Raw genomic sequence first — 20,352 nt, forward strand, 5'->3', positions numbered from 1 at the left:
TCCGCATGCCCTCCCGGAGCCGATCCACAACTCCTGAGCATGGCTCTCGTTGACCGGCTCGGGTGCGTAATCCGGTTGGCCGTCGAGAAAGGCGCACACTAAACAGGGTCTGGACGAGCTCCCTGACACCACCCCGAACGTGCGCCCGGTTTCCCGCCGCGCTACGCGCCGTCGACCGGCGACAGGTGCTCCGAGGTCATTCCGCCAGGAGTCCTAAGACACGGCGTAAGACGGGCTCTGGGCAATCAGTGAGAGCTCACACCAGGAAGCGTGACCCGCCGGCCGGTGCGACTGGTGGACTCCGGCGCTCGGGCCGCGGACCATACTGGTCGAGCCCCGATCACTCACTGGACGGTTTCATGGCCAAGAGCAGCTCTTCATCGATCACTGTCCCCCGTAGCGCATGGCTCGGACGGGGGCGTCACCTCGGGCCCGAGGCCGAGCTTGACGTCCGACGCAACCTGCTCGCCCTCAAGACGGCCAGAGTGATCGACGACTTCCTCGAGCTCGACCCCATCGAGGCGGCCCGCTCGACCGATATGTTCCCCCGGGACGAGTCCGCCGACCCCGGCCCCTCGGCCCGCCGCCTGTTCGAAGCACGCTGGCGCGTGACCGGCAACGTCACGGTGCGCGCTCAACTGACCACCTATGAGCCTGAGTCCCGCCGCACCGACAACGACAGCGAGGTCGTCTGGGTGCTGGCCGCCGAGGCGGAGCGGGCCTGGGAAGCGAGCTGGCCCTCCCCCGCTACCGTGTTCTGGCCCGACAGCGACCGGGTCGCCTGGGATCACGACACGGTGCCGGGCGTGCGTCTGCGGACGACCAACTACCTGCCCAAGGACGATGGCGAGCTGCGGCGCCTGCTGCGGGACTGCGCCCGGCAGAGCTGGTTCATCCACGTCGTGGTGCACGAGGCGATGACGCCGGACGCGCTGGGGCGGCGGCCGGTCACGGCCTTTCTGCCACCGAGCCTCAAGCACAGGGTGATCGAGCACCGGGCCACACCGGAGCAGGCGCTGATCGCCGACTTCGCGATGAAGCGTGAGCTGGGGGTGGGGCTACCGCGCGGCGGGGCCGTCGTCCTGCCCCCCACACCTCAGGCCCCGGACTACGACGCGGAACGCTTCACCGTGGGCGACGTCTTCCTCGACGGCACCGAGCCGACCGACCTCCTGAACAAGATCGCTGAGTTCGCCTCACTGCCGCAGCCGCTGCAGGCCGACGCCGAACAAGCCCTGACACGGCTGCGTCAAGGCTGGCACCTGCTCACCCCCGATGAGGAACTCGTCCACGCACGAGCCATGGTCACCTGGTACGCCGAAGCTCTCAGGGCCATGACGGCATCCAGCGATCTGTACCGTGAGGCGGCCGAGTCGGCACACGCCGCGCTCGCCGAAGCCACCAGCGGCAGCAGCACACCCAGAACCCCCGCACCGGCTGCGTCCGAGGAGGACGCCTCACCGCTGAAGACCCTCACGAAGACGCTCTCCTTCTTCCGCAGACCTGACCGATAGAGGCTCGAAGGGGAGATCCAGCGGCCGTCCGTAGGGTCGGTCCACTTGAGGCGGAGCGGACGCGGCTGTCGAAAGGGTGGCTTCTACGCCTTCTCCGACGGGATGGGGTGACCTGGCCCAGGTCTGGTTGGCCTGGGCCAGGCGCCGCTGCCTGGGACCCGAGGCGTCCTGGAGCCGCGCCCCAGATCGGCGCCGCTCACCGGAATGCGCCGTGACACAGGCGGAGCCGGAGGCGGGAAGCCTGGCGTGAAGGGCGTGGGCGTGTACGCTGACGAAGAATGATCGATGATCGATCAAAATCGTCTCCCGCGGTGTTCAGGAGGGTTTGCCATGCAGCAGCCAGTCACCATCGTCACGGGCGGCAGCCGGGGTATCGGTGCCGCGGTCTGCGAACGTCTCGCGGCCGATGGCCATGACATCGTCGTGGGGTACCGCTCGCATGACTCGGCCGCCGAGAAGGTCGCCGGCGCCGTCCTTGCCGCCGGGCGCAGATGTCTGACCGTCCGTGTCGACACCGCGGACGAGAACGATGTCGACCTGCTGTTCGACGCGGCCGCGCAGCAGCTCGGTCCCGTCACCGGCCTGGTCAACAATGCCGGGGTCAGCGGCCCCAACGGGCGGTTGGCCGACGCCGACGCCGACGGTATGCGCCAGGCCCTGGGCGTCAACGTGCTCGGCTACCTCCTGTGCGCACGTCGAGCGGTGCGGGACATGTCACGGACCGGCGGGGGCGCCATCGTCAACGTCTCCTCGGCCGCGGCGACCATCGGAAGCCCCGGCCAGTACGTGCACTACGCCGCAGCGAAGGCGGCGGTCGACGCGATGACTGTGGGCTTGGCCAAGGAAGTCGCCGCTGACGGCATCCGCGTCAACTGCGTCGCACCCGGCACCATCTGGACGGACTTTCACGCGGACCCCGAGCGGCCCGCCAAGGTTGCCGCCAACATCCCCATGGGCCGGGCCGGGCAGCCCGAGGAGGTTGCCGGCGCCATCTCCTGGCTCCTGTCCACTGACGCCGCCTACACGACCGGCGCGGTTCTGCGCGTCGCCGGGGGCCTGTAGCGAGCGTCCACGGTCACAGCCCCTTCCGCTCCCGCACGCCATCACCCGATCCCGGCAGATGGTCTCGCTCAGTACCGGCAGGGCGGAAGGCGTCGCGCCCGACGACACGATGACGCGGCCCCATCACCGGTACTGATACGGGCTGCGCAGGCGCTCTTGCTTGGCGTGAAGGGCCCGGTCGGTCACGCCACCGCGGCGGGGCGGACTCGGGTGCGGCAAGGCCGGTGTCCCGGGGGCAGGGGTGTCAGGCTGTGCCGTGGAGGTTCTTGGCGGTCGGTGACGTCTGTACCGTGGCCGGGTCGGGGTAGGTTCCCAGGAGACGGTCAGCGCTGGCGGTCGTGGTGACCGTGAACCAGTAGTGCTCGTTCTTGTAGTGGTGCAGCCGGTGGTTGCGCCAGATGGCTTTGTAGGCCCGACTCCGGGGCCGGTAGTCACTGTGGATCAGGTAGTGCGTCCACTCGTAGACGAGGCCCGTCACTGCCACGGTGACCATGAAGGTCAGGGCCTGGCCCAGGCGTGGGAAGGCGATGAGGGCCACGGTGTTGTAGCCGGCGATGACCCAGATGAGCGCTCTCCACGGGATGAAGACCAAAGGGACGTCGCGTGGGTCGACGTGGTGTTCACGGTGTTTCCTCGCCAGGAGGGTGTCCAGGACGACGCCGGCGACCTTGCGCGGACGCCAGTGCAGTATGAAGACGTGTATCAGCCATTCCAGGAGCGGAAACAGCAGGATCAGGACGAGCGGGGCGTAGGCGTCGTCGGCGCGCCAGTCCCCCAAGCCGATCCGGTACGCAAGCACGGTCACCAGTGTGGCGCTGATCATCCAGGGTGAGGGGTAGCGCCAGAACGCCCGGAACACGCTGCCCAGCGTGACCTCGGTGCGGCGTGGCGCCGACTGCGCCTTCTCGTCCGCCCGAACGCGGGCTTGGGCGGCCCGGTCTGAGGCCTCGTCGGTGGACGGCCACATCCGCATGAGCGTTCTACGCAGGTTCATGGCTCTCCTCGAGTTGGTCGATGACGTCGATCAGGGCCACGGTCGCCGGGCGCAGGAGATCCTCGGCACGGGTGCGGGCGGCGGTCGCGTCGCCCTGGACGATCGCGTCGGTCAGGGCGGTGTAGGCGTCGGTCCGGTCCACCTCCGTGGCCATGACGTGGGCCAAGGCCTCCAGGGCCGGCTCGTAAGCGGCGCGGAGGCTGTTGAACATCAGGCGGAAGGTCACGGACTCGGCCGCGTCCGTGACGTGTTCCCAGAAGGTCAGGGCGTGCCGCTGCCTGTTCACGGGATCGTCGTCGGCGTCGAGCGCCCGGACGGCGTCCTGCAGCGGGGCGGCGAGGGCCGCTCCTTTGCGCCGTGCTGCCAGTTCAGCGATCTTCGGGCCCACATGAAGCCGCGCCTCCAGGATGCTGCGGGCGACTTTGAGGTCGATCTCGCCCGCAGCGAACAGGAGGCGAGGCAGCAGATCGAGGCCGCCCGCTCTGCGGATGTCCCGGACAGTGGTGGCGTCGCCCTGACGGACTTCCACCAGACCCGCGTGCGCGAGCCGTTGCAGCGCTTCTCGTACGGCGGGCCGTGAGACGCCGAGGACTTCCGCCAGGCGCCGCTCGCTGGGGAGGCTTTCGCCGGGGGCGAGGCTGCCGCTGACGAGTTCGCCGAAGAGCTGGTCGAACACTTCGTCGGGAACCGAGCGTCGGTTGACTGGTTGCAGAGGCATGCGGAGACCATACGAGCCCAGTGGACTGATGGTCTAGTGGTCAGACCAGTCGATGTGGAGCGCTCGGCTCATCACACGCTGTGTCAGCCGACGTGCCGTGCACGCTCGTTCACCCTCGCCCGAGTAGGGCAGGGCCACTCCCCCGCAGGCGCGGGGAGCAGGCGCGTTCGTCGGTGAACGCCTCGTCGGCGACGGGGCCCTGCTCGCTCAACGCGCCCGCGGATGTCACTCGCCCAGGGCCACGCAGCGTACGTCTGCGTGCCTTGCCGGCAGTCCCACAGGCGTTGCAGGCGCGCACCGGTGCTACGGAACCTGGTGGGGGCTGTCGGGTCGGGCCGTGTGGTCCGGGTGGCCGTTGGAGCGGCGGGCTTCTTTCATCTCCGCCTCGAACAGGTGATCCTTGCCCTCGGCCAAGTCGGCCAGGGCATCCTGCTCCACCTGCCGGAACGGCGCGTAGTAGGTGCGGTTGTATTCCTCGACGATCTGGAAGGTCCAACGCCCGGGAATGACGTTGCGGCCCACGATCTCCCGCTGCACGCGATCCGCCCAGCCGTCGTGGCCGGCCTCACGCAGCAGGTTCACCGCCTGGTCGAGCTCGAGGTCGGCACGGCCGGTCAGCTGGTGGAAGGAGTAGAGGTGGCCGCGGGCACGCTCGACCGTCTCCAGCGCCTTGGACAGTGATCCGAGCGCTTCCACCGTTGCATCGGTGACACCCTCGGGACGCTGGTGGGCGCGGTCGGCCCCGTCATCGTTCGTGCGCACGGAGAGTCGGTCCTTCCGAGAGTCTGGTGGGTCGGCAGGATGGGCCGGCGCCGACGTCTGGGGCGTTCGAGTCCGGGGCGGCGACAGCGCGGTCCTCCCCTCTGCACGACCTCGGCGAGGGTGGACGAGGCCCGCTGTGCTCGGTGCGCGGGACAGAGGCGACGCCGACGGCGCAGTCGTGTCCGGCGAGGCTGCCGGGGTCCGTTTCCGAGCGGTCACTGCTTGCTCGCCTCTCGGAGGGACCGGTTTCGCTGTCACGGACTCATCTCAACCCGTACGCGGTGCGGCGGCGAGCCGCCTACCACCACCCGGAGCAAGCACCGCCCGCAGTTCGGGGCATTGCGGTCCGGCCGGCACGTCGATGCCGGGCCTCGCTCATGCCGTCCCGCTCGGTGAGTCCCCCGGAGTCGAGGTGCGCGGTGATGGTGGCTCGGTCACCATCAGGTGGAACGGTCGCACTGGAGGCGGCCGACGCCGCCGTGGCGGGCGACGGCGGGCAGCAGGCCCCCGGTCTGACACGAAGGAGCGCGCTGTGCCGAAGAAGGACGACCTGAGCAAGGGCGACGAGGTGTCCTGGAAGAGCCACGGTCAGAACGTCACCGGGAAGGTCAAGAAGAAGATCACGGACCGGACCCGGGCGGCCGGACGCACCGTCGACGCCGCCAAGGACGACCCGCAGTACGAGGTGGAGAGCGACAAGACCGGCCGCACCGCCGTGCACAAGCCGGGCGCCCTGCACAAGAAGGGCAAGAAGGGCAGGAACGCCTGATGGCCGGTCAACAGCGCGATGACGACCGTGCCGGCGACCGCAAGGAGTCCGACGAGACGGTCGCCATGAGCGCCACCGCACGGGGAGGCACGCAGGCCTCCCCCGGATCTCCCGAAGTCGGCTTTCCCTCGACGGCGCTCATGCTCCGAGCGTCACGTGGCGGCACGGTGGTGTGATCCGCTCCCGCAGCCACGCTCGACCGGCAGCCCGACGTCCTCCTATGCGTCGGACCGTCGGGCCGTGACCAGCAGGTACTCCCAATCCATGGCGCCGTCGGCGAGGTGCTGCGAGGCCAAGTCGGCGAGGGCTTCGTCGAGGGCGGCCACCCGGTCGGGGTCCTCGGAGATGAAGCGGTACGTGGCGATGGTCGGCCCGTAGCATGCCTTGAAGAAGTCCCGGAACTCCTCCGGCCGCGCGAACCGGTCGACTCGCAGCGGCCGGCGGCGGGCGTCGACGTCCGTCACCCGGTCCCCGAGCAGAGAGCGCACGTGTTCCGGGTTGCCCCACAGGGGCGGCGGCTGGGCGCCGGGCGGCGGCGGAGGGGCGTACGGGCGCATCGTGGCGAACATCTGCCCGATGAACCCCTCCGGGGTCCAGTTGATCAGGCCGATGGTGCCGCCCGGGCGGCAGACCCGGACCATTTCGTCGGCCGTCTGCTGGTGGTGCGGGGCGAACATCACGCCGACGCAGGACATCACCGTGTCGAATTCACCGTCCGCGAAGGGCAGGTCCTCGGCGTCGGCCTCCCGCCAGTCCAGCCGCGCACCCCGCTCCCCCGCAAGGTTGCGCCCGACCTCCAGGAGCTCAGGCGTGAGGTCGGAGGCGATGACGTCGGCGCCGAGGAGGGCGGCGGGAATGGCCGCGTTCCCGGAACCGGCCGCGACATCGAGGACGCGGTCGCCCTCCCGGATGCCGCACTCCTGCACCAGCACGCCCCCAAGCTCGGAAATGACGTGCGACGCCACGGCGGGGTAGTCGCCCAGGGCCCACATCGCCCGGTGTTTCGCCTTCAGGGACTGGTCTGCGGCATTCTCGTTGCTCATGTCCCTCATCCCTACCCCTGCCGAGACCGTGGGCGCAGGGCCAGGAGGGTGACGCACCGGGGCTCCGTTGCGTCGACGCCTCGATGCCTCGATGCCTCGACGGCGAGGGACCCCTTCCGCAGGAGCGGTATGCATCGATGCGCGCGCTCACCCGCCGTCTGCCATCCGCCCGGGGTCAGTGTCGCAGCAGGGCGCAGACGAAGTCCTCCTGGACGGCGCGGACCTTGGCCAGCAGTTCCGGCTTGAGGCTCTTGCTGGTCTGGGTGTTGATCGAGAACGTGAGGGAGCGATTGCCGTCCGCGGTGCCGGCCGCGAACTGGGTGTAGCCGGGGAAGTTGCCGGTGTGCCCGTAGACCGTGCCGCACCGCGTCGCGTAGCGGAAGATCGCCAGACCGCCCGAGTTGACGCCCGGCCCGGCCGGCTCCGAGGCGGCGCCGGGGATGAAGGTCCGCTGCTCACGCCTGGTCTCCTTCGACAGGAAACCGTGTCCGCCGGCCCAGGCACGGATGAAGGCGTTGAGGTCCTTCGGCGTCGAGACGATTCCGCCGGAGGCCCAGACGCCCGACGCGCTGAGGACCTCGCTGATGTCCTCCGGCGGGGCGGGCGGCGTCACGTCGTAGCCGTGCAGGTACGGCTCCGGCAGCCGGTAGCCCTGGGGCAGGCTGGTCTGCCGCAGGTCGAGGGGCCGGTAGACGAGCTGGTCGAGCAGCCGCTCGTACCGCTGTCCCGTGACCGCCTCGGCCATCAGCGCCACGGCGATGTTGTCGGAGTTCGAGTACTCGTACCGCGATCCCGGCGGAAACAGCAGGCCGACGTCGGCGACGAAGTCGAGCAGCCGGCGGGAGTCGAAGCGGTGCCGGGGGTCTTCCTGCAGGATCTCGATGAACGCCGGCGCCGTCGAGAAGTCGGGCAGACCGCTGGTGTGGCTGAGCAGCTGGCGGAGCGTCACCTGATGCCATGCTGCGGGCAGTGCCGGCAGGATCTCGCCGATCGTGTCGTCGAGGCGCAGCTTGTTCCTGTCAACGAGGCGCAGGGCGACCGCTCCGCTGAAGGCCTTGGCGACGCTCGCGATCCGCATGTGGTCGGTCGTACGGGGCGGGCGGCCCGTCGTCGTGTCGGCGACGCCCGCGCGGTAGACCGCCGTCCGGCCGCCCTGCCGCATCAGCGCGATCACTCCGGGCGGCCCTCCGGCCGTACGGACGAGGTCGTTCAGCTGCTGCTGCAGCGCCCCGTCCGGGGAGGGCGGCGTGGCCGTGGCCTGTGCGGGCTGGACCAGGGCGGTGAGCGCCGTGAACGCGGCCAGGCCGGCGACGGACAGCCGCAGGCGAACGCGCGATCGGGAACGGACTTCAGAGCATGCCGACACGGGGGCTCCTTCGCGGTGACGCCGGGCGGAGGACACCCGGTTCCAAGGGGTCCGCCCCAGCATCGGACGTGCTGTCCGGACGTGCCTGCCTGGTGCTCCATACGGCCTAGGCGGTGTCCTGTGGCTCACTGCGTGAAGTAGCCGGTCCATGAGCTGCTTCATGTACGACGTCATGGGCGGAACGGTCGACGAGCCTGATCCGGAGACGATGAGGCGGGTGCTCGCCGGTCTGGCGGATGCCGATGACGAGCACCCCGACGTGTCGCTGACCCATGAGAGCGGGTGGTGCCTCGGTGCCTTCCGCGGCGGCCTGTTGGTCCGGGAGAACCCGGACGACGACTCGGTGGCCCCGGGCAGGATGCGCGAGGCCGCCCGCGAGGAGGTTCTTCGGCTCTTCGGACTGCTGGCAGCGGGCGACATCACATCGGTCGAGGCGCTTCCCTGGCAGAGGTGACCCATCTTCCTGTCAGGCTCGCGCCCATAGGAAGATCGCTGCGAGGTGACGTGCCGCAAGGCGTGAGTGGCTCTTCCGCGTGAACGCGCACCTGAGCCGAGAGGGCCGAACGCCCTAGGCCAGGAGTGCCGCCGTGCACTGCTCGGTGAGGTCCTCGGCGTACGGAGGCAAGGGCGTGCCCGTGCGCAGGTGGCGGCGGACCACGGTCAGCGGGAGGTCGACGAGCGCCAGGGCGACGCGGTCCCGGTCCTGCTCGTCCCGGGCGCCCAGGGCTTCCGCGAGGTCGGCCAGGGCGGCGAATACCCGGCTGTTGCCCGAGTCGGCGCGCCCCGTGTGCTCCTTGGACCAGTCGGCGCGGCCGAAATCGGCTGCGCCATAGAGGAGGAGGGTCGCCTCGTCCGGATTCTCGCGGCACCAGGCCACCACGTGCCGGGAGGCCGCGTAGGCCGCCCGGCGCGGGTCGGGCTCCCCGGTCAGGACGGTGAAGTAGCCCTCCTGGAAACGCTCCACGGTGCGCAGCCACACCTCGGCGAGCAGTGCCGTGCGCCCGGCGAAGCGGTGGTACACCGAGCCGCTGGGCGCGCCGACGGCCTGGGCCACGGCCGACATGGTCACGGCGGCGGGTCCGCCGGAGGCCGCGAGACGGACGGCGGCGTCGAGGAGTTGGTCCGTTGCGAAGCGGGGTGGTCTCGCCATGAATCAGAGAGTACCCTCCAATTAATTGGAGAGAGGTCTCCAATACTCTTGAGGGGAGGACCCATGGGCGTCCACAACGTGCACGAGCGCCTGTTGACCGCGACGGAGAGCGAGGTGGGAGCACTCATCGACACTCTGGCGAGCGGGGAGGGCGACCTGCTCTGGCCGGGTGCGGCCTGGTCGCCGATGGAGTTCGACCGCCCGCTGGGGCCCGGCGCGGCGGGCGGCCACGGGCCGGTGCGCTACACCGTGGCCGGGTACGCGACCGGGCGCTGGGTCCGCTTCGAGTTCACCGGGCCCCGCGGCTTCCACGGCTTCCACGAACTGGCAGTACTCCCTGCCGGGCCGGACCGTACGCGGCTGCACCACACCCTCACCATGGCGCCCAGAGGCCTGGCCCGCCTGACCTGGCCCCTGGCCTGGCGCCCGCTGCACGACGCCTGCATGGAAGACAGCCTCGACCGCGCTGAACTCGCCTGCACCGGGGCGGTGCGGCGCCCGGCCCGCTGGTCGCCGTACGTCCGAGCGCTACGAACCCTGGCCGGCGCCGTGATGCGCCGGGACGCGGGCGCCAGCTAGGACGTGGCCGGCAGATCACGTTCGGAGCCAGATGGTGAGGACTGCGGCGGTTGCGGTGCCGGGTCTCCAGAACCGGCCTGAGCCGCGTGCAGTCCGCACGCTGCCCTGGTGTCGCGACCAGGGCAGCGTGCGGCAACGGCCAGGTGGAGCTTCGCGGGTGAACCCGCCACGCGAGCTGTCGTGGTGGACCGGCCACCGTTCGACTGATGCCGGTGAGGCAGGACTCCGGCAAACTTCGGGCGCGCCGTAGATCAGGTATGGGATTCTGCGGGCGTAGTCCTCAACGAACGCGGAGTTGCAGCAACGGATGAACCAGTTAGCCGAACGGGGCCTTCACTACCTCTTCCTTCTGTTCTCCGCGGTCCTCGGCGTGGCCGTCGCAGTCGTTTCCGTGTGGGCGGACGGTTCCACAGGTAGCGACAAGCGACTCTGGGCCGGCATAGCCGGTGTCTCCGCATTCGGCGTCGTCCTGATCACCCACCTCGAGAGACGCCTGGTGGAAAATGCCAAGAAGCGGGCCGAGGAGCGGGCCATCCGGGCGGAGGCAGACATGGCGATGCTGTATTCGTCCACGCTCCGTCCCCTGAGTGAGATGGTCAAGGCGCTGACCGCGCTCTATGCGACCGCGGCCCCCCTGCCATCCTCCGCGCCCGCGCAGACGGTCGCCGACCTCCAGCACAAGCGCAAGGAAGTCCTCGACCGCGTCCTGGCAGGAGCGGTCTCGCTCACCGCTCCACCGATCGGGCCGGCGTTCATCCCGCGGGCCCGGTGCAGCTTCTATCTGTACGAAGCCGCGACGGGCGGCTTCACGCTGGCGGGTACCTTTCCAGGCCACCGGCAACCCAGGGCCGTCATCGACCCGGTCGGCGCAGCGCACATGAAGAACGCGATCCTGGCCGGAGGCGGCAAACCGTTCAGGATCGACGGCGAACACGAGAAGCACTCGTACCTCATCCCCGTCGGCACGGGCTACGAAGCAGTGATCGCCGTTCCCGTCATCCACGGGACCAGGGAGATAGGCGTCCTCGCTGTCGACGCACCCAGTTTCTCGGACTTCATCGATCCGCATGTGACGCTCATGGAGTCGCTGGCCAACACTCTCGCGGCTTCCTACGCATTGGAGTGAGGCAGACTTTCCATGGCATGGTGGAACCGGCGGCGTGAGCCGCGCAGACGATCCCAAGAACCTCACATGCCCGAGTACATGGAGGGCGTCAGTCCCGAGGACTGGCAGCTGCTGATGCGGCACGAGTACATGCACCGTGCCGCCCTCGACGAGGCGCGCCGCACCATCGAGGCAGAGCTGGCCCGGCCACACGAGCGGAACCTGTCGATCCTGGGTGTCACCGCCGTCGCGTCGTTCGCGTTCGGCATCATCGCCGCCGCCCTGATGGCCATTGGTCTCGGATGGTGGAGCCTCCTGCCGGCGGCCCTCCTTGTACCGGCGCTCGCCCTTGCGCTCCACTTCACGTGGCGGGTCCTCCGCCCGGAGCCCGATGACCACGACAGGACTCCGCGGCAGCGGTAGCCGCACAGCGGGGCCTGGGCGAGGAGGGCTCCGGCGGTGACGCCGGCGGCAAAGCCGGTCCGCTGAGGTTCTCGCAGGGCGACGCGCTGCGGTAAGGGGTAGGCCGCAGGTGCGGCACACGGGTGACACCGCACTCTCCCCGAAGCGTGGCCGTCAAAGGCGTCGGGGCGGCGGTCGCACCGCTGGGGACGGCGCTGACGGGCGAGCCGGTCCAGGAAGACTCCACATCGCCAGAGCGCCTTGCCCTCATTGCATGGATATTGTGGGACATGTGATCGAGTCTGGACGGCCGTGGCTCCGTCGGCGCTACAGCCGCGGGTGGTTCGTGCGGCTGTCGCCGGTCATGCTGACCGTCGTGATCGCCAGCCTGGCATATGCCACACCGCCGGAGATGGCCTTCAGCCGTCTGCTGCCCGCGGCGCCGGCGCTCGCCGCCGCCATGTGGCCGGTCCTCCCCACCATCCTGCTCGGGACGGTCTGCCTCTGTCTGATGATCGGCCTCAGTCTCGTCTTCCCCGATCTGGGAACGTGGTGGACGGCTGCGGGGATCATCGCGGTCACCGTGGCCGCCGCGTACGGAAGCCATGTCCGGCTCCAGCGGGAACGCACCCTCTTTCAGGTACGGCTCGTCGCCGACGCGGCGCAGCAGGTGGTGCTGAGCCCCATGCCGCGCCGCTTGGGGAGCGTCGAGATCGAGTCGCTGTATCTCGCGGCAGCGGCGGAGGCCCGCATCGGCGGGGACTTCTACGAGGTGGTCGACACGCCCTATGGGGTCAGGCTCCTCATCGGTGACGTACGGGGCAAGGGCCTGCCCGCGGTGGGGGCGGCCGCGGCGATCGTCAACGCGTTCCGGGAGGCGGCGCGCGGCGAGCCCGACATGGCCGATGTCGCACGCAGGCTGGATGCCGGCAGCACCCGCTACAACGCCGCCTTTCCCCCCGAGGGCCCGATGGAGCGCTTCGCCACCGCCCTTCTCGCCGAGATCCCGCGCGAGGGCGGACGTATCGCCATTCTCAACTGCGGACATCCCCCGCCACTGCTCCTGAACCACGGGGAACTCCGCATCCTCGAGCCCGCCGCCCCCTCGCCACCGCTGAGCCTGGCCGAGTTGATCGGTGATCACTACACCATCGACACCTTCGACTTCGCCCCCAGCGACCTGCTGCTGCTCTACACCGACGGGATCGCCGAGGCCCGCTCCCACGACGGCGAGTTCTTTCCGCTGGCAGCCTGGATGCGTCGACAGCCCCCCACACCGCCCCGCGAACTGCTCGCGACTCTTCACCGTGATCTTCTCCGCTACAGCAGAGGGCGCCTCGACGACGACATCGCCGCCCTCGCCGTACGCCTCGGCGAGGAGCTGTCCCAGACCCGGCCCGCCGACGTGTCCGAAGCCTGACCGATGTGCGGCTACGTCACCGTGGGGGCGGTCAGTGACGGTTTCCGAGGCCGTGTGCAGGCAGTAGCAAGCCGTCCTCCGGGCCGCTCCCCCGCGGGGGAGCGACCCGGGTGGCGTCAGCGGGTGCGGCGGCGCTGGGCCGGTTCCGTGAGCGACGGTGGGGTGTAGCCGGCGTCGCGCGCCGAGAGGTTGGTGCCCGGCGGCACGATCTTGTCGAGCCGGTCGAGGACGTCCTGGCTCAGTCGGACGTCGTCCGCGCCGAGCTGGCTCTCCAACTGGTCGAACGTGCGCGGGCCGATGATGGCCGACGTGACCGCCGGGTGTTCGAGGACGAAGGCGAGAGCGAGCTGGATCAGCGTCAGGCCCGCCTCCTCCGCGAGCTGCGCGAGGGCCTCGGCCGCGTCGAGCTTCGCCGCGTTCTCCGGGGACGCGATGTCGAAGCGCTCGGCCTGGCGGTCCGCACGGCTGGAGCGGGGCTGCTCCGCCCCCTTGCGGTAGCGGCCGGACAGCCAGCCTCCCGCCAGCGGGCTCCAGGCGAGCACACCGAGTCCGTACCGCTGCGCCACCGGCAGCACCTCACGCTCCACGCCCCGGGCGAGCAGCGAGTACGGCGGCTGCTCCGCGACCACCCGCTCCCGCCCCCGACGCTCGGCGATCCACTGGCCCTCGACGATCGCGGACGGCTCGAACGTCGACGTCCCGATGTAGCGGATCTTCCCCTGGCGCACGAGATCCGTCAGGGCGCCGAGCGTCTCGTCGAAGTCGGTGTCCGGCTCAGGCCGGTGGACCTGGTAGAGGTCGATCCAGTCGGTGCCCAGACGGCGCAGGCTGTTCTCGACCTCCCGGACGATCCAGCGGCGTGAGTTGCCCCGCTCGTTGACGTCCTCTCCCAGGCTGCCGTGGAACTTGGTCGCGAGCACCACGCCGTCCCGGCGGCCACCGGCAAGGGCCTTGCCGACGATCGTCTCCGACTCGCCGGCGGAGTAGACGTCGGCCGTGTCGACGAAGTTGATGCCCGCGTCGAGGGCCCGCCGGATGATGCGTACGGAGTCCTCGTGGTCGCGGTTGCCCCGCGCTCCGAACATCATCGTCCCCAGGCACAGCGGGCTGACCTTCACGCCCGTACGGCCCAGACTGCGGTACTGCGTCATCGCGCACTCTCCTGCATGAGTTGATCGGTGGGTTGGGGGTGGGTGGGATGGGGATCGGCGAGGGCGGCGTGCCCGGAGCCGTTGCGGAAGGCGTCCCAGAGCCGGCGATAGGGACCGTCGGCCGCGAGCAGCTCCTCGTGCGTGCCCGTCTCCGCGATCCTGCCGCCGTCGAGGACCACGACACGGTCGGCGCGCGCGGCGGTGGTGAGCCGGTGCGCGACGACGACCGTCGTACGTCGACGGGTCAGCGCGGCCGTCGCGGCGGTCACCCGCCGTTCGGTGGCCAGGTCGAGCGAGGCCGTGGCCTCGTCCAGCAACAGCACGTCGGGATCGACGAGTTCGGCGCGCGCCAGCGCGATGAGCTGACGCTGGCCCGCTGACAGGTTCCGGCCCCGCTCACCGACCTGTTGCAGATAGCCCCGGGGCAGTCCCGCGACCATGTCGTGCGCGCCGACGGCCCGCGCCGCCGCCTCGACGTCGGCGTCTGGAGCATCGGGGCGCCCGTAGGCGATGGCGTCCCGCACCGTTCCGCTGAAGAGGTGGGGCTCCTGGGGGACGACGCCCAGCCGGCGCCGGTACGCCGTCAGGTCCAGCTCGCGCAGATCGTCCCCGTCCACGCGGACGTGACCGGCGGAGGGATCGTAGAAGCGGGCGAGGAGTTTGACGACCGTGGACTTTCCCGCTCCCGTCGTGCCCACCAGCGCGACGGTCTCTCCCGGGGCGACCCGCAGCCGCAGGTCGCTCAGCACCTCACGGCCCCCGGGGTACGCGAAGGACACGCCGTCGAACTCGAGGGCGCCGCGCAGGCGGCCGACCCGGCGGGGCCGGGCCGCGCCGGGGGTGCCGGTCGGTGTCCGCATGAGGGCGCGCAGCCGGGAGAGTCCGATGACCGCCTGCTGGTAGCCGTCGAACACCTGGGACAGCTGCTGGATCGGGGCGAAGAACAGCTCCACGTACAGCAGGAACGCGATGAGCGTGCCCGCCGTGAGCTCCCCCGCCGTCACCCTGCCCGCGCCGACGGCCAGGACCGTGGCCGCGGACAGTGTGCCGAGGAATTCCACGAACGGGAAGAAGACACCCATGTACCGCTGCGCGCGCAGCCGGGAGTCCCGGAACTCGCCCGCGAGGCGCGCGAAGTGCCGCGCGTTGTGGTCCTCCCGGCGGAAGGCCTGGGTGACCCGGATCGTGGCGACGTTCTCCTGCAGCGCTGCGTTGACGATGCTGACGCGCTCCCGGGCGTCCCGGTACGCCGGTACGGAGTGATGGCGGAACACGGCCGTCGCGACGGCGAGCACCGGCACCGCGGCGACGAGGACCAGGGCGAGACCCGCGTCGATCACAAGCAGGGCGGCGAGCACGCCCACCACCGTCAGTCCGCTCACCACGGCCGTGATCAGTCCCGTCTGCATGAACGTGGACAGGGCGTCCACGTCCGTCGTCATCCGGGTCATGATCCGGCCGCCCAGCTCGCGCTCGTAGTAGTCGAGCCCGAGCCGCTGCAACTGCGCGAAGGTCTTGACCCGCAGCGTGTACAGCAGACGCTCACCGGTCCGGCCCGTCGTGCGGACCTGGAGTACGCCGACGGCCCAGTTCGCCGCCACCACGACGGCGGCGGCCGCCGCGGCCGCCAGCAGCGCTCCCCTGGCTCCTTGCGCCACCCCGTCGTCGACCCCGTGTCTGACCAGCACGGGTACGGCGATCTGGGCGAGCGCGTCCAACGCGACCAGGAGCAGCCCGATCAGCAGCGGGCCCCTGAAGGGGCGCAGCAGCCGCCCCAGACCCAGGTCCGGTTCCGCGGCGGACGCAACCTCAGCCGGGAGCCCTGGATCGGCCTTGGGCGTCGGGAGCCGGGCGAGACCGGCGAGGACCTCGGGGTTCGGCGGGGCCGAGCCGAGCAGCCCGCCACCGCCCGGTGCGCCACGACCGGGTCCGGACGTCGCCGCGGCCTCCGCGAAGGCCTGGGCGGCACGGACAGAGGCCTCGCCGCCGTCGTCGTCGGATGCGCCGTCCACGTCCCGCCGCCAGAGCTCGGCCGTGACCGCGGCCGTCACGTCGGCGACGGCCTGGGCTCCGGCGGAGGCGGAGGCGGGAACGGGGCCGGAGGCGGAGGCGGAGGTGGGAACGGGGCCGGAGGCGCAGGCGGAGGCGGGAACGGGGCCGGAGGCGGAGGCGGGGGCGTCCTCCGCCGCCCCGTACGGTTGGTCCGGCGCCGACAGCAGGGAGCGCAACAACGTCGAGCGGGAACGCAGTTCGTCCAGCGTGCCGGTATCGACGACCCGGCCGGCGTCGAGGACGGCGATCCGGTCGGCCAGCTCCAGGGTGGAGCGCCGATGGGCCACGATCAGCGTCGTGGGCCGACGCGCCGCCGTCCGCAGCGCATCGTGGATCTCCGCCTCCACCCGGGTGTCGATCGCCGACGTGGCGTCGTCGAGGACGAGCACGTCGGGCTCGCACAGCAGCGCCCTGGCGAGGGCGATCCGCTGCCGCTGACCGCCGGAGAGCGTGACCCCCTGCTCACCGACGACCGTGTCGTACCCGTGGGGCAGCCGCTCGATGAACTCGTCGGCGCGCGCGAGCCGGGCTGCCGCGCGGATCCGTTCGTCCCCCGCGTCTGGCAGTCCGTACGCGATGTTGGCCCGTACGGTGTCGGAGAGCAGGAGCGACTCCTCGAACACATACCCGATTCGGGAGCGCAGGGAGTCCAGGGCCAGTTCGCGCACGTCGTGGCCGCCGACCAGGACCCGGCCGCCGGCGGCGTCGTAGAAGCGAGGGAGCAGAGCGGCCGCCGTCGACTTCCCGGATCCCGCGAGACCGATGAGTGCGACGGTCTCCCCCGGCCGGATGTCCAGCGAGAAGCCGCGCAGGAGCGGATCCCCGCCGCCGTACCCGAAGGTGACGTCCTCCCAGGAGACGGACGGCGATCCGGCCGGCAGCTCCACCGGGCGCGGTGCCTCCGCCAGCCCGGACGTCTCGTCGATGACCTCCATGACACGGACGGCGCCCGCGCGGGCGGGCTGCCAGACGGTGAGCAGGGTGGCCAGCTGCCGGACCGGAGTGACGAACGAGCCGAGGTACGTCGTGAAGGCGAGGAACGTGCCCAGCGAGATGCGGCCCTCCAGCGCCATCCAGCCGCCGAGCGCGAGCACGGCGACCTGCCCCAGGGCCGGCACGGCCTGGAGCGCGGGGTTGTACCGGCTGGTGTAGCGCACCACCCGCATCCGCGAGGCGAAGAGCCGGCGCGCACGACCGTCCAGACCTGCCAGCTCCCGCTGCTCCTGCCCGAACCCCTTCACCACCCGCACACCGGTGACCGTCGCCTCCACGGCGGCGGCGACCTCGGCCGCCTCCTGCTGGGCGTGCCAGTTCGCCGGGAAGAGGTCGCGACGGCTGCGGAAGGCGATCAGCCAGAGCAGCGGCCCCACGACCAGGGCGACGGCGGTCAGCAGCGGGGAGAGCAGCGCCATGAGGACCACGGAGGTCAGGAACATGAGCACGTTGCCCGTGAGGTTCGGCAGGAACTGGAGCAGCGTCTGGATCAGGGTGATGTCCGAGATGGAGCGGCTCACCGCCTGCCCGGTCCGCAGCTCGTCCTGCTTGGACCCGCCGAGCCGTACGAGCGAGGCGAAGGCGTCGTTGCGCAGGTCGTACTGGACCCCGAGCGAGACCTTGCCCGAGCGGTAGCGCCGGGTGAAGCTCGCACCGAAGCGGACGGCTCCGAGGGTGACCAGGAGGACGAGCCAGGGCGTGAGCGATCCGGCCGCCCCGGCCGAGACGGTGTCGACGACATGGCGCAGCACGAGCGGCAGCGCCGCGGTGGCCACGGCGGCGACGACCGCGGCACCGTACGCGAGGGCGAGGTCACGGCGGTGGCGGAGGCAGTAGCCGAGGAGCCGCCGGGCCCATCCGGCCGGCGCGGGCCCGCCGGGACCGGCCGCCGTGGTGGCGGCCGGCTCCGACGGGGTGTCTTCCTGCCCGGCCTGCGAGGGACAACCGGTCACCGTGCGTCCACCAGCGCGGCGGCGGCAGAGCGGCCTGAGTGGACACCTTCACCCGTGGCGGTCTCGACCTGAGCGGTGACCTCGGCTGTGACCTCGGCGGTTGCCTCGGCAGTGACGTCTGCGGCGCCGTCGGCCGACGGGGTGTCGAAGTACTGGTTGGCCGGGCGGGCCAGGCCGTAGTGCTCGCGCAGGGTCGTGCCGTCGTACTCCGAGCGGAACAGGCCTCGCTCCTGGAGGATCGGCACCACCCGCTCGACGAACCGCTCCAGGCCCGACGGCAGCACCGCGGGCATGATGTTGAACCCGTCCGCCGCCCCGCTCTCGTACCAGTGCTCGATCGTGTCGGCGACCTGCTCGGCGGTCCCGGCGAAGGTGCGGTGCCCGCGCCCGCCGCCCAGCCGGCCGATCAGCTGGCGCACCGTCAGCCTCTCGCGCCGGGCGAGGTCCACGATGAGGGTGTAGCGGCTCTTGGCACCTTCGATCTCGTCCTCGGTGGGGATGTCATCGGGCAGCTCGCTGTCGAGGTCGAGGTCCTCCGGTGCGATCCGCAGCCGCTGCGCGAGCTGACGCTTGGCGTACTCGGGGGCGATCAGCCGCTCGAGCTCCGCGTCCAGCTCCCGGGCCTCGGCCTCCGTGTCACCGATGACGGGCACGATCCCCGGGAGGATCTTGATCTCGTCGGGATCCCGGCCGAAGGCGACGGCCCGCTGCTTGACGTCCCTGTAGAACGCGATGCCTTCCTCCAGGGTCTGCTGCGCGGTGAACACGGCCTCCGCGTAGCGGGCCGCGAACTCCTTCCCGTCCTCACTGGATCCGGCCTGTACCAGCAGCGGGCGGCCCTGGGGCGAACGCTCGACGTTCAGCGGTCCGTCCACCCGGAAATGGGCGCCCCTGTGGTCGATGCGCCGCACCCGGTCCGCCCGGGCGTGCACCCCGCGCTCCTTGTCGGCGACGACGGCGTCGTCCGCCCAGCTGTCCCAGAGCTTGGTGGCGACGTCGACGAACTCGGCGGCACGTTCGTAGCGTTCGTGGTGCAGGGGGGTGTCGTCGAGGCCGAAGTTGCGGGCCGCGTCGGCGCCGGCCGTCGTGACGATGTTCCAGCCGGCGCGACCGCCGGACACATGGTCCAGCGAGGCGAAGCGCCGGGCGAGGTTGAAGGGTTCGTTGTAGCTGGTCGAGGCGGTGGCGATCAGCCCGATCCGGCTGGTGACCACGGCCAGCGCGGTCAGCAGGACGGTCGGCTCCAGCTTGCTCGACGGACGCCGCCCCGGGTCGCCGTGGAGGACGGGGCTGTCTGCGAGGAACACCGAGTCCAGCTTGCCTCGTTCGGCGATCCTGGCCAGGTTCTGGTAGTGCGCGATGTCCGTACCGCCCCCCGCCGGGCTCTCGGGCAGCCGCCATGCGGCCTCGTGATGGCCCACCGACATCAGGAACGCGTTGAGGTGAAGGCGCTTGCGGACAGGCTCGCCGGCCGCCGGGGTGCGGTCGGCGGACGACGGGGTACGGTCGGCGGCGCCGTCATTTGTGCGGGGCATGGGGCTTCTCCTTCGTGGAGGCGGCGTACGGGGGTGCGGCGGGCGTGGTCACGCCGAGGGCGGAGAGCAGGGCGTCCCGGTACTCCTGGAACCTGGGGTCGCGCCGGCTGCGCGGGGTGGGCAGGTCCACCGTGATGTCCAGCGAGATCTCGCCGTCCTCCAGGACCAGCACCCGGTCGGCCAGCTCGACGGCCTCGTCGACGTCGTGGGTGACCAGGAGGACGGCCGGGCGGTGGCGTTCGTACAGTTCGCGCAGCAGACCGTGCATCTTGATCCGGGTCAGCGCGTCGAGCGCGCCGAACGGCTCGTCGGCGAGCAGCAGTTCGGGATCGTGCACCAGAGCGCGGGCAAGCGCGGCCCGCTGCTGCTCACCGCCGGAGAGCTCGTGCGGCCAGGACCGGTCCCGGCCCGCGAGCCCGACCTCTTCGAGGGCGGTCAGTCCCCGCTCCCGGACGCGGGGGCCACGAAGTCCCAGGACCACGTTGTCCAGCACGCGCAGCCAGGGCAGCAGGCGCGAGTCCTGGAAGGAGAGCGACACCCGTTCGGGTACGACGAGTTCACCCGTCCCCTCGACGCTGTGGTCCAGCCGGGCCACAGCGCGCAGCAGCGTCGACTTGCCCGATCCGCTGCGCCCGAGCAGGGCGGTGAACTCGCCCGGCGCCAGGTCCAGATCGATTCCCCTGAGCACGGTCCGCTCGCCGAACCCGCGGACCAGCCCTCGTGTACGGACTGCCGGTGATGTGCGGACGGCAGGTGAGGTGACGGCCGGTGATGTGCCGGCGGA

The 20,352-nt window shown here is 71.0% G+C and carries 19 protein-coding genes; 9 read left to right on the forward strand and 10 right to left on the reverse strand.

What is annotated here, in order from left to right; translation table 11 throughout:
* Positions 1 to 485 precede the first annotated feature (485 nt).
* The gene (locus tag ACFY8U_RS07015) at positions 486 to 1,514 is read left to right on the forward strand and encodes a hypothetical protein (protein ID WP_389566718.1); all 1,029 of its coding nucleotides are present in this window, start codon (positions 486 to 488) and stop codon (positions 1,512 to 1,514) included.
* A gap of 330 nt (positions 1,515 to 1,844) precedes the next feature.
* Positions 1,845 to 2,576, forward strand: coding sequence for an SDR family NAD(P)-dependent oxidoreductase (locus ACFY8U_RS07020; protein WP_389568248.1), 732 nt, complete (start codon positions 1,845 to 1,847; stop codon positions 2,574 to 2,576).
* A gap of 244 nt (positions 2,577 to 2,820) precedes the next feature.
* Here ACFY8U_RS07020 and ACFY8U_RS07025 read toward each other — a convergent pair whose 3' ends face one another.
* From ACFY8U_RS07025 to ACFY8U_RS07035, 3 genes are all read right to left on the reverse strand, one after another.
* Complete coding sequence (locus ACFY8U_RS07025; protein ID WP_389566721.1) at positions 2,821 to 3,570, reverse strand: sterol desaturase family protein; 750 nt, start codon at positions 3,568 to 3,570, stop codon at positions 2,821 to 2,823.
* Positions 3,557 to 4,288, reverse strand: coding sequence for a FadR/GntR family transcriptional regulator (locus ACFY8U_RS07030; RefSeq protein WP_389566724.1), 732 nt, complete (start codon positions 4,286 to 4,288; stop codon positions 3,557 to 3,559). Before ACFY8U_RS07030 ends, ACFY8U_RS07025 begins: the two co-directional genes overlap by 14 nt.
* A gap of 303 nt (positions 4,289 to 4,591) precedes the next feature.
* The gene (locus ACFY8U_RS07035; RefSeq protein ID WP_389566727.1) at positions 4,592 to 5,050 is read right to left on the reverse strand and encodes a hypothetical protein; all 459 of its coding nucleotides are present in this window, start codon (positions 5,048 to 5,050) and stop codon (positions 4,592 to 4,594) included.
* A 532-nt stretch (positions 5,051 to 5,582) separates the two neighbouring features.
* On the opposite strand from ACFY8U_RS07035, the gene ACFY8U_RS07040 reads away from it, so the two are divergent.
* Both ACFY8U_RS07040 and ACFY8U_RS07045 read left to right on the forward strand, forming a co-directional pair.
* A complete protein-coding gene (locus ACFY8U_RS07040) occupies positions 5,583 to 5,819 on the forward strand; it encodes a DUF2945 domain-containing protein (RefSeq protein ID WP_389566730.1) in 237 nt (78 codons plus the stop codon).
* Positions 5,819 to 5,995, forward strand: a complete 177-nt coding sequence (locus ACFY8U_RS07045; protein ID WP_389566732.1) for a hypothetical protein — start codon at positions 5,819 to 5,821, stop codon at positions 5,993 to 5,995. The genes ACFY8U_RS07040 and ACFY8U_RS07045 overlap by 1 nt, the downstream gene beginning before the upstream one ends.
* A 42-nt stretch (positions 5,996 to 6,037) precedes the next feature.
* Here the strand turns inward: ACFY8U_RS07045 and ACFY8U_RS07050 are convergent, their stop codons facing one another.
* Together ACFY8U_RS07050 and ACFY8U_RS07055 are read right to left on the reverse strand one after the other, a co-directional pair.
* On the reverse strand, positions 6,038 to 6,862 hold the full coding sequence (locus tag ACFY8U_RS07050; RefSeq protein ID WP_389566735.1) for a class I SAM-dependent methyltransferase: 825 nt from the start codon (positions 6,860 to 6,862) through the stop codon (positions 6,038 to 6,040).
* 175 nt (positions 6,863 to 7,037) lie between these two features.
* On the reverse strand, positions 7,038 to 8,228 hold the full coding sequence (locus ACFY8U_RS07055; RefSeq protein ID WP_389566738.1) for a serine hydrolase domain-containing protein: 1,191 nt from the start codon (positions 8,226 to 8,228) through the stop codon (positions 7,038 to 7,040).
* A 148-nt stretch (positions 8,229 to 8,376) separates the two neighbouring features.
* Between ACFY8U_RS07055 and ACFY8U_RS07060 the strand changes: the two genes are divergently transcribed.
* Entirely contained in the window at positions 8,377 to 8,682 is a 306-nt protein-coding gene (locus ACFY8U_RS07060) for a hypothetical protein (protein WP_389566741.1), read from the forward strand.
* Between the two features lie 114 nt (positions 8,683 to 8,796).
* Here ACFY8U_RS07060 and ACFY8U_RS07065 read toward each other — a convergent pair whose 3' ends face one another.
* The gene (locus ACFY8U_RS07065) at positions 8,797 to 9,378 is read right to left on the reverse strand and encodes a TetR/AcrR family transcriptional regulator (protein ID WP_389566744.1); all 582 of its coding nucleotides are present in this window, start codon (positions 9,376 to 9,378) and stop codon (positions 8,797 to 8,799) included.
* A gap of 63 nt (positions 9,379 to 9,441) precedes the next feature.
* Between ACFY8U_RS07065 and ACFY8U_RS07070 the strand changes: the two genes are divergently transcribed.
* The 4 genes from ACFY8U_RS07070 to ACFY8U_RS07085 all read left to right on the forward strand — a co-directional run bounded on the left by ACFY8U_RS07070 (position 9,442) and on the right by ACFY8U_RS07085 (position 12,884).
* A complete protein-coding gene (locus ACFY8U_RS07070; RefSeq protein WP_389566747.1) occupies positions 9,442 to 9,957 on the forward strand; it encodes an SRPBCC family protein in 516 nt (171 codons plus the stop codon).
* A 307-nt stretch (positions 9,958 to 10,264) separates the two neighbouring features.
* Positions 10,265 to 11,083: a GAF domain-containing protein gene (locus ACFY8U_RS07075; RefSeq protein WP_389566750.1), complete on the forward strand. Its 819-nt coding sequence runs from the start codon at positions 10,265 to 10,267 to the stop codon at positions 11,081 to 11,083.
* 66 nt (positions 11,084 to 11,149) lie between these two features.
* Positions 11,150 to 11,485 carry a hypothetical protein gene (locus ACFY8U_RS07080; RefSeq protein ID WP_389566752.1) on the forward strand — a complete coding sequence of 112 codons (336 nt, stop codon included), beginning with the start codon at positions 11,150 to 11,152 and terminating at the stop codon, positions 11,483 to 11,485.
* A 271-nt stretch (positions 11,486 to 11,756) separates the two neighbouring features.
* A complete protein-coding gene (locus tag ACFY8U_RS07085) occupies positions 11,757 to 12,884 on the forward strand; it encodes a PP2C family protein-serine/threonine phosphatase (RefSeq protein ID WP_389566755.1) in 1,128 nt (375 codons plus the stop codon).
* A gap of 116 nt (positions 12,885 to 13,000) precedes the next feature.
* Here ACFY8U_RS07085 and ACFY8U_RS07090 read toward each other — a convergent pair whose 3' ends face one another.
* Genes ACFY8U_RS07090 through ACFY8U_RS07105 form a run of 4 tightly spaced genes read right to left on the reverse strand, consistent with a single transcriptional unit; the run spans position 13,001 to position 20,283 of the window.
* A complete protein-coding gene (locus tag ACFY8U_RS07090) occupies positions 13,001 to 14,035 on the reverse strand; it encodes an aldo/keto reductase (protein WP_389566757.1) in 1,035 nt (344 codons plus the stop codon).
* Positions 14,032 to 18,033, reverse strand: coding sequence for an ABC transporter transmembrane domain-containing protein (locus tag ACFY8U_RS07095; protein ID WP_389566759.1), 4,002 nt, complete (start codon positions 18,031 to 18,033; stop codon positions 14,032 to 14,034). The genes ACFY8U_RS07090 and ACFY8U_RS07095 overlap by 4 nt, the downstream gene beginning before the upstream one ends.
* A complete protein-coding gene (locus ACFY8U_RS07100; protein WP_389566761.1) occupies positions 18,030 to 19,568 on the reverse strand; it encodes an LLM class flavin-dependent oxidoreductase in 1,539 nt (512 codons plus the stop codon). The genes ACFY8U_RS07095 and ACFY8U_RS07100 overlap by 4 nt, the downstream gene beginning before the upstream one ends.
* On the reverse strand, positions 19,552 to 20,283 hold the full coding sequence (locus tag ACFY8U_RS07105) for an ABC transporter ATP-binding protein (protein WP_389568251.1): 732 nt from the start codon (positions 20,281 to 20,283) through the stop codon (positions 19,552 to 19,554). Before ACFY8U_RS07105 ends, ACFY8U_RS07100 begins: the two co-directional genes overlap by 17 nt.
* Positions 20,284 to 20,352 lie beyond the last annotated feature (69 nt).

It is taken from the genome of Streptomyces sp. NPDC012508, from assembly GCF_042902595.1.
GTDB lineage: Bacteria > Actinomycetota > Actinomycetes > Streptomycetales > Streptomycetaceae > Streptomyces.

Coding starts and splice junctions, on each gene's coding strand:
- ACFY8U_RS07060 (WP_389566741.1), top strand. CDS start 8,377: ATGAGCTGCTTCATGTACGACGTCATGGGCGGAACGGTCGACGAGCCT.
- ACFY8U_RS07030 (WP_389566724.1), bottom strand. CDS start 4,288: ATGCCTCTGCAACCAGTCAACCGACGCTCGGTTCCCGACGAAGTGTTC.
- ACFY8U_RS07080 (WP_389566752.1), top strand. CDS start 11,150: ATGCCCGAGTACATGGAGGGCGTCAGTCCCGAGGACTGGCAGCTGCTG.
- ACFY8U_RS07090 (WP_389566757.1), bottom strand. CDS start 14,035: ATGACGCAGTACCGCAGTCTGGGCCGTACGGGCGTGAAGGTCAGCCCG.
- ACFY8U_RS07045 (WP_389566732.1), top strand. CDS start 5,819: ATGGCCGGTCAACAGCGCGATGACGACCGTGCCGGCGACCGCAAGGAG.
- ACFY8U_RS07075 (WP_389566750.1), top strand. CDS start 10,265: ATGAACCAGTTAGCCGAACGGGGCCTTCACTACCTCTTCCTTCTGTTC.
- ACFY8U_RS07100 (WP_389566761.1), bottom strand. CDS start 19,568: ATGCCCCGCACAAATGACGGCGCCGCCGACCGTACCCCGTCGTCCGCC.
- ACFY8U_RS07065 (WP_389566744.1), bottom strand. CDS start 9,378: ATGGCGAGACCACCCCGCTTCGCAACGGACCAACTCCTCGACGCCGCC.
- ACFY8U_RS07050 (WP_389566735.1), bottom strand. CDS start 6,862: ATGAGCAACGAGAATGCCGCAGACCAGTCCCTGAAGGCGAAACACCGG.
- ACFY8U_RS07020 (WP_389568248.1), top strand. CDS start 1,845: ATGCAGCAGCCAGTCACCATCGTCACGGGCGGCAGCCGGGGTATCGGT.
- ACFY8U_RS07070 (WP_389566747.1), top strand. CDS start 9,442: ATGGGCGTCCACAACGTGCACGAGCGCCTGTTGACCGCGACGGAGAGC.
- ACFY8U_RS07025 (WP_389566721.1), bottom strand. CDS start 3,570: ATGAACCTGCGTAGAACGCTCATGCGGATGTGGCCGTCCACCGACGAG.